6 protein-coding genes are annotated in these 6,585 nt (G+C 70.6%); 2 read left to right on the forward strand and 4 right to left on the reverse strand.

All coding sequences use genetic code 11. The features are described 5' to 3' along the window. From mrdA to C667_RS18960, 4 genes are all read right to left on the reverse strand, one after another. On the reverse strand, window positions 1–1,964 hold a 1,964-nt coding region (mrdA, locus tag C667_RS18945), incomplete at its 3' end, for a penicillin-binding protein 2 (protein WP_004376351.1). Between the two features lie 12 nt (window positions 1,965–1,976). Beyond that, window positions 1,977–2,498: a rod shape-determining protein MreD gene (gene mreD / locus C667_RS18950; RefSeq protein WP_004376352.1), complete on the reverse strand. Its 522-nt coding sequence runs from the start codon at window positions 2,496–2,498 to the stop codon at window positions 1,977–1,979. Between the two features lie 3 nt (window positions 2,499–2,501). Continuing rightward, entirely contained in the window at window positions 2,502–3,380 is an 879-nt protein-coding gene (gene mreC / locus C667_RS18955; protein WP_004376353.1) for a rod shape-determining protein MreC, read from the reverse strand. Window positions 3,381–3,451: 71 nt separating this feature from the next. Next, window positions 3,452–4,495 carry a rod shape-determining protein gene (locus C667_RS18960; protein ID WP_004301678.1) on the reverse strand — a complete coding sequence of 348 codons (1,044 nt, stop codon included), beginning with the start codon at window positions 4,493–4,495 and terminating at the stop codon, window positions 3,452–3,454. A 170-nt stretch (window positions 4,496–4,665) separates the two neighbouring features. Here C667_RS18960 and gatC point away from each other — a divergent pair, with 170 nt between their 5' ends. Together gatC and gatA are read left to right on the forward strand one after the other, a co-directional pair. Continuing rightward, window positions 4,666–4,953 (forward strand): Asp-tRNA(Asn)/Glu-tRNA(Gln) amidotransferase subunit GatC, encoded by a 288-nt coding sequence (gene gatC, locus C667_RS18965; protein WP_004376355.1) that lies wholly within the window; start codon window positions 4,666–4,668, stop codon window positions 4,951–4,953. Between the two features lie 85 nt (window positions 4,954–5,038). Next, complete coding sequence (gatA, locus tag C667_RS18970; RefSeq protein WP_004376356.1) at window positions 5,039–6,511, forward strand: Asp-tRNA(Asn)/Glu-tRNA(Gln) amidotransferase subunit GatA; 1,473 nt, start codon at window positions 5,039–5,041, stop codon at window positions 6,509–6,511. Window positions 6,512–6,585 lie beyond the last annotated feature (74 nt).

Genomic DNA, 6,585 nt, shown 5'->3' on the forward strand with positions numbered 1-6,585 from the left:
GGGGGCGCGTCCTGCGGTGCCGCGGGCTCGATGGCGCGCGAGGCGGGCAGCGCGTCGCCGCCCCCCTCTGCGGCCTCCTCGCTCTCGGCACCCTCCTCGTCCTCGGCGGCCGGCGCGCCGGCGCGCTGGTCGAGCAGGTAGTAGTCGATCACCTGGCGTGCGATCGGCGCCGCCGACTGGGCGCCGAAGCCGCCGTTCTCGACCAGCACCGCGAGCGCGATCTTGGGGTTCTCGGCCGGGGCGTAGGCGACGAACCAGGAGTGGTCGCGCAGGCGCTCGCGCACCCGGCCCTCGACGTAGCGCTGGCCGCGCAGCGAGAACACCTGCGCGGTGCCGGTCTTGCCGCCGACGGTGTAGGGCGCACCCTTGAACGCGCGCTTGCCGGTGCCCGTGCGGTTGACGTCGACCATCCCGTCGAGCACCGCCTTCAGGTGCGCGTCGCGCAGCGGGATCTGGCGCAGGGGCTCGGGCTCGACCGCGCGCCGCTCGCCGGTGCGCGCGTCGACGACGTACTTGACCACGTGGGGCCGGAACAGCTTGCCGTGGTTCACCAGCGCGGCGAGCGCGTTGGCGAGCTGCAGCGGCGTGTAGGCGTTGTAGCCCTGGCCGATGCCGACCGAGATCGTCTCGCCGGCATACCAGCGCTGCTGCTCGGGCTTCTTGAAGCGCTGGCGCTTCCATTCCGGCGAAGGCAGCACGCCGGTGGCCTCGCCGGGCAGGTCGATGCCGGTGCGCTCGCCGAAGCCGAAGGGCGCCATGAAGCCGGCGATGCCCTCGATGCCGAGGTCGTTGGCGAGCTGGTAGTAATAGGTGTTGCACGACACCACGATCGACTTGTGCAGGTCCACCATGCCGTGTCCGCCGATCTTGTCGTCCATGAAGCGGTGGCCGCCGAACTGGAAGTAGCCGATGTCGTACATGGCCTGCTTCGCGGTGCGCTTGCCGGTCTCGAGGCCGGCGAGCGCCATGAAGGGCTTGAAGGTGGAGCCGGGCGGGTAGGTGGAGTAGATCGCGCGGTGCAGCATCGGGTGGTCGGGCGAGTCGCTGAGCGCCTTCCAGTCCTGGGTCGAGATGCCGTCGACGAAGAGGTTGGGGTCGTAGGTCGGCATCGAGGCCAGCGCGAGCACGCCGCCGGTCGAGGGCTCGATCGCCACCAGGGCGCCGCGGCGATCGCCGAAGGCCTTCTCGGCCACCTTCTGCAGCTCGATGTCGAGGGTCAGCTCGAGATCGTTGCCCGGGGTCGCCGCGGTGTGCGACAGCGCGCGCACGGCGCGCCCGCCGGCGTTGACCTCGACCTGCTCGAAGCCGGTGGTGCCGTGCAGCTCGTGCTCGTAGGACTGCTCCAGGCCGGCCTTGCCCATATGCAGGGTGCCGCGATAGTTGGCCGCGTTGCCGGCCTCCTCGATGCGCTCGACGTCGCGCTCGGTGATGCGGCCGATGTAGCCGATCACGTGCGAGGCGGTGCTGCCCTGCGGGTAGTCGCGCAGCAGGCGGGCCTTCACGTCCACCCCGGGAAGGCGGTAGCGCTGCGACACCACGCGCGCGACCTCCTCGTCGGTGAGCCGGCTGCGCAGCGGCACACTCTCGAAGTTGCGGCTCTCCTCGTAGAGCTTGCGGAAGCGGCGGCGGTCGCGCGCGTCGAGCGGCAGCAGGCCGGCAAGCTCGTCGAGCGTGGCGTCGAGGTTGCGCACCTGCGAGGGCGTGATCTCGATCGTGTAGGTGGCGTAGTTGCGCGCCAGCACCATCCCCCGCCGGTCGATGATGGTGCCGCGGTGGGGCACCACCGGCAGCAGCGCGATGCGGTTGTCCTCGGCGCGGGTCAGGAAGTAGTCGTGGCGCTTGACCTGCAGGTGGTGGAAACGCGCCGCGAGCAGCCCGAAGCAGACGAGCACGAACACCGCCGCTACCACGACGCGAAGCCGGAAGCGGGCCAGTTCGGCCGCGGGCGCGCGAAACTCGGTCATCGCCCGCGCGCCTCAGATCGGGCGGTTGTCATCGCGCTCGTCCGGCTGGTACTGCGGCAGCAGGAGCAGGAAGGAGAGCGGCGTCCACAGCAGCGCGCTGCCGAGGCTCGACAGGAAGTACGCCCAGCCGGGGAACTCCGCCCCCGCCAGCAGGCGCACCAGCACCATGATCGCCTGCGCGAGCAGCAGCAGCGGGAGCACGTGCAGGGCCTGCTGCCAGGCAGGGAACCACAGCACGCGGCGGGCGAGCGCATTGGCCAGGTAGGCGAGCACGACGTAGGCCAGCGCGTGCTGGCCCATCGCCGCGCCGAGGCCGACGTCCATCAGCAGGCCGAAGGCGAAGCCCGCGCCCATGCCGATCGCGAGCGGCTCGCGCACGCACCAGAAGGCCAGCACCAGCGCCACCCAGTCGGGCAGGCCGGGCGTGCGTCCGGTGGGGATGTACTCCAGGCCGAGCGCGACGAACAGGCTCAGGTAGACGAACCACAGCTTGACCGGCTGCAGGATGCGACTGGAGCGGTTGGTGGGGTGCATGGTTCAGCGTCCCCCCGCGGGTTCGGGCGGTGGCGGGGGCGGCGGATACGCGGCGCGCCCGATCACCAGCACCTGCACGCTGCGCTCGATCGCCGCCAGCGGCTCGCACTCGATGCGCGCGAACGCATCCTGGTCGCGATCGACCCGGGTCACCGTCGCCACCGGCAGGCCGGGCACGAAGATGCCGTCGAGGCCGGAGGTGACGAGGCGGTCGCCGGGCTGGATGTCCACCTCGGCGAGCACGTGGCGCATCTCGAGCATGCCGCGGCCGACGCCGTAGAGCACGCCGCGCACGCCGTTGCGCACCACGCTGACCGGGATGGACTGGTTGCGGTCGGTGAGCAGGGTGACCTCGGACTGCACCGGATGGACGCGGGTCACCTGCCCGATCACGCCGTTCGCGTCGACCACCGCGAGGCCGGCCTCGACGCCCTGCTGGGTGCCGCGGTCGAGGATCACCTTGCGCGCGAAGGGGTCGGGCGCGTTGTAGAGGATGTCGGCGGCGATGCTCTTCGTCTGCACGCGCTCAGACATCTGCAGCAGCTCGCGCAGGTGCAGGTTCTCCTGTTCGAGCTGCTCGAAGCGCAGCAGGCGCTCGCCGGCGTCGAGCTGGAGGCGGCGCAGGTCGGCGTTCTCGAGCTGCACATCGACCAGGGTGCCGAAGTAGCGCGTGGCGTTGCGCACCACGTCGGCCGGCGTCGACGCCGCCATCTGCAGCGGATAGGTGACCACCGACAGCGCGTTGCGCAACACCTCGAGGTAGCGGAAGCGCAGGTCGGCCACGAGCAGCGCGAGGCACAGCGCGACGAACACGAACAGGCGCGCCAGGGGCGCCGGGCCGCGCCGGAAGATCGGAGGGGGCTGATGGCCGACGAGAGGCATCCGCTACGAACCAGGGCCGTCAGGTGGGGAGGAGAGGCGCGCCCCGGCACGCAGGCCGGGGCCGGAGAACGTCACTCGGACGTGAAGATGGAGGCGAGCTTGTCCATCTTGTCGAGCGCCATGCCGCAGCCGCGCGCGACGCAGGTCAGCGGCTCCTCGGCCACGACCACCGGCAGGCCGGTCTCTTCCATCAGCAGGCGATCGAGGTCGCGCACCAGTGCGCCGCCGCCGGTGAGCATCATGCCGCGCTCGGCGATGTCGGCGCCGAGTTCGGGCGGGGTCTGCTCCAGGCCGATCTTGACCGCGGAGACGATCTGGTTGAGCGGTTCGGTGAGCGCCTCGAGGATCTCGTTGGACGAGATCGTGAAGCTGCGCGGAATGCCTTCGGCCAGGTTGCGGCCCTTGACCTCCATCTCGCGCACCTCGGAGCCGGGGAAGGCGGAACCGATCTGCTTCTTGATCTTCTCGGCGGTGGTCTCGCCGATCAGCATGCCGTAGTTGCGGCGGATGTAATTGACGATGGACTCGTCGAACTTGTCGCCGCCGACACGGATGCTGCCCGAGTAGACGATGCCGCCGAGCGAGATCACGCCGACCTCGGTGGTGCCCCCACCGATGTCGACCACCATCGAGCCGGTCGCATCCGACACCGGCAGGCCGGCACCGATCGCCGCGGCCATCGGCTCTTCGATGAGGAAGACCTGCGAGGCGCCCGCCGCGAGCGCGGCGTCGCGGATCGCGCGGCGCTCGACCTGGGTGGAGCCGCAGGGCACACAGATGATGATGCGCGGAGAGGGGGAGAGCAGGCGCGAGTCGTGCACCTTCTTGATGAACTGCTTGATCATCTGCTCGGTGACGACGAAGTCGGCGATCACGCCGTCCTTCATCGGGCGGATCGCGGTGATGTTGCCCGGCGTCTTACCGAGCATCTGCTTGGCCTGGTGGCCGACCGCCTGGATCGAGCGCTTGGCGTTGGGGCCGCCTTCGGTCCGGATCGCCACCACCGAGGGTTCGTCCAGCACGATGCCCTTGCCGCGCACGTAGATCAGGGTGTTGGCGGTGCCGAGGTCGATCGCGAGATCGTTGGAGAAATAGGAGCGCAGGAAACCGAACATGAAGCCTTCCGAAACCGGTGGAGTGGTCGAGCCGCGCACAGTCGGGCGCCCTGGGCGCGCTGCAACGCGAAAACCCCGCCCGCTACCGCGAAGCGGTGTAGCCCCGGGCGGGGCAAAGACGATTATGATAACCTACAAACCTTTGTGGATTCAGCAGGTTTTGTTACGCCATGTCGCTCTCCAATGATCAGGTCGGGCACATCGCCCGCCTCGCGCGAATCGCCGTCTCCGCGTCCGAACTCGAGGCCACGCGCGACAAGCTCAACGGCATCTTCGGCCTCATCGAGCAGATGCAGGCGATCGACACCACCGGCGTCGAGCCGATGAGCCATCCGCAGGAGCTCGCCACCCGCCTGCGCCCCGACCTCGTCACCGAGACCGACCGCCGCGACGCCTTCCAGAAGGTCGCGCCGCAGACCGAAGCCGGCCTCTACCTGGTGCCGAAAGTCATCGAATGATCCGCTCCGCGGCCGCCCTCGCCGTCGCTGCGTCCGACCGCAGCGACCGCACGCGTGCCGCGGCGCCAACCCGCCTGACCGAAAAATGATCCACGCCTCCCTCCCGGAACTGCGCCGCGCGCTCGACGCCCGGCAGATCTCGGCCGTCGAACTCGCGGGCCTGTTCCTCGACCGCATCGACGCGCTCAACCCCGAGCTCAACGCCTTCATCACCGTCGACCGCGAGGGCGCCCTCGCCGCGGCACGCGCAGCGGACGCGCGCATCGCCGCCGGCACGGCCGGCCCGCTCACCGGCATCCCGCTCGCGCACAAGGACGTGTTCTGTACCGAGGGCGTGCTGACCACCTGCGGCTCGAAGATGCTGGCCAACTTCGTCAGCCCCTACGACGCCCACGTGGTGAGCCTGCTCAAGGCCGCCGGCGTGGTGAGCCTGGGCAAGGCCAACATGGACGAGTTCGCGATGGGCTCGTCGAACGAGAGCTCGCACTACGGCGCGGTGAAGAACCCGTGGAAGCTAGACCGCATCCCCGGCGGCTCGTCCGGCGGCTCGGCCGCCGCGGTGGCCGCGCGCCTGGCGCCGATCGCCACCGGCACCGACACCGGCGGCTCGGTGCGCCAGCCGGCGTCCTACTGCGGCATCACCGGCATCAAGCCCACCTACGGGCTGGTGAGCCGCTGGGGCATGATCGCCTACGCCTCCTCGCTCGACCAGGGCGGCGCCTTCGGCGCCAGCGCCGAGGACTGCGCGCTGCTGCTGTCGGCGATGACCGGCTTCGACGAGCGCGACTCGACCAGCCTGGAGCGCCCGACCGAGGACTACGCCGCCGCGCTCGCTGGCCCTGCCTCCGCCCGCCCGCTTGAAGGCCTGCGTATCGGCCTGCCGCGCGAGTTCTTCGCCGAGGGCATGGCCGACGACGTGCGCGCCACCATCGACGCCGCGATCGCGCAGTACCGCGCGCTCGGCGCCAGCACGGTCGAGGTCTCGCTGCCCAACGCGAAGCTGGCGATCCCGGCCTACTACGTGATCGCGCCCGCCGAGTGCTCGAGCAACCTGTCCCGCTTCGACGGCGTGCGCTACGGCCACCGCGCCGCCGACTACGGCGACCTCGCCGACCTGTACGCGAAGAGCCGCGCCGAGGGCTTCGGCGCCGAGGTCAAGCGCCGCATCCTGGTCGGCACCTATGTGCTTTCGCACGGCTACTACGACGCCTACTACCTGCAGGCCCAGCGCCTGCGCCGCCTGATCGCGCAGGACTTCCAGGCCGCGCTGCAGCACTGCGACCTCATCGCCGGCCCGACCACGCCGACCACCGCCTGGGCGCTCGGCGAGAAGGCCGACGATCCGGTGCAGATGTACCTGTCCGACATCTACACCATCGCGGTGAACCTCGCCGGCCTGCCCGGCCTGTCGCACCCGGCCGGCTTCGGCGCCGACGGGCTGCCGGTGGGCCTGCAGCTGATCGGCGACTACTTCGCCGAAGCCCGCCTGCTCAACACTGCGCACCGCTTCCAGCAGGCCACCGACTGGCACGCCCGGCGGCCGGCGTGCGCCGCGTGAGCCGCATGCGCCTCGACCAGGCAGGCCGGATCCCGTCCCGCGCGGGCAGGCTCGGCGGCCGCCTCGGCGCGCTC

The sequence above is a fragment of the Thauera phenylacetica B4P genome (assembly GCF_000310225.1).
GTDB lineage: Bacteria > Pseudomonadota > Gammaproteobacteria > Burkholderiales > Rhodocyclaceae > Thauera > Thauera phenylacetica.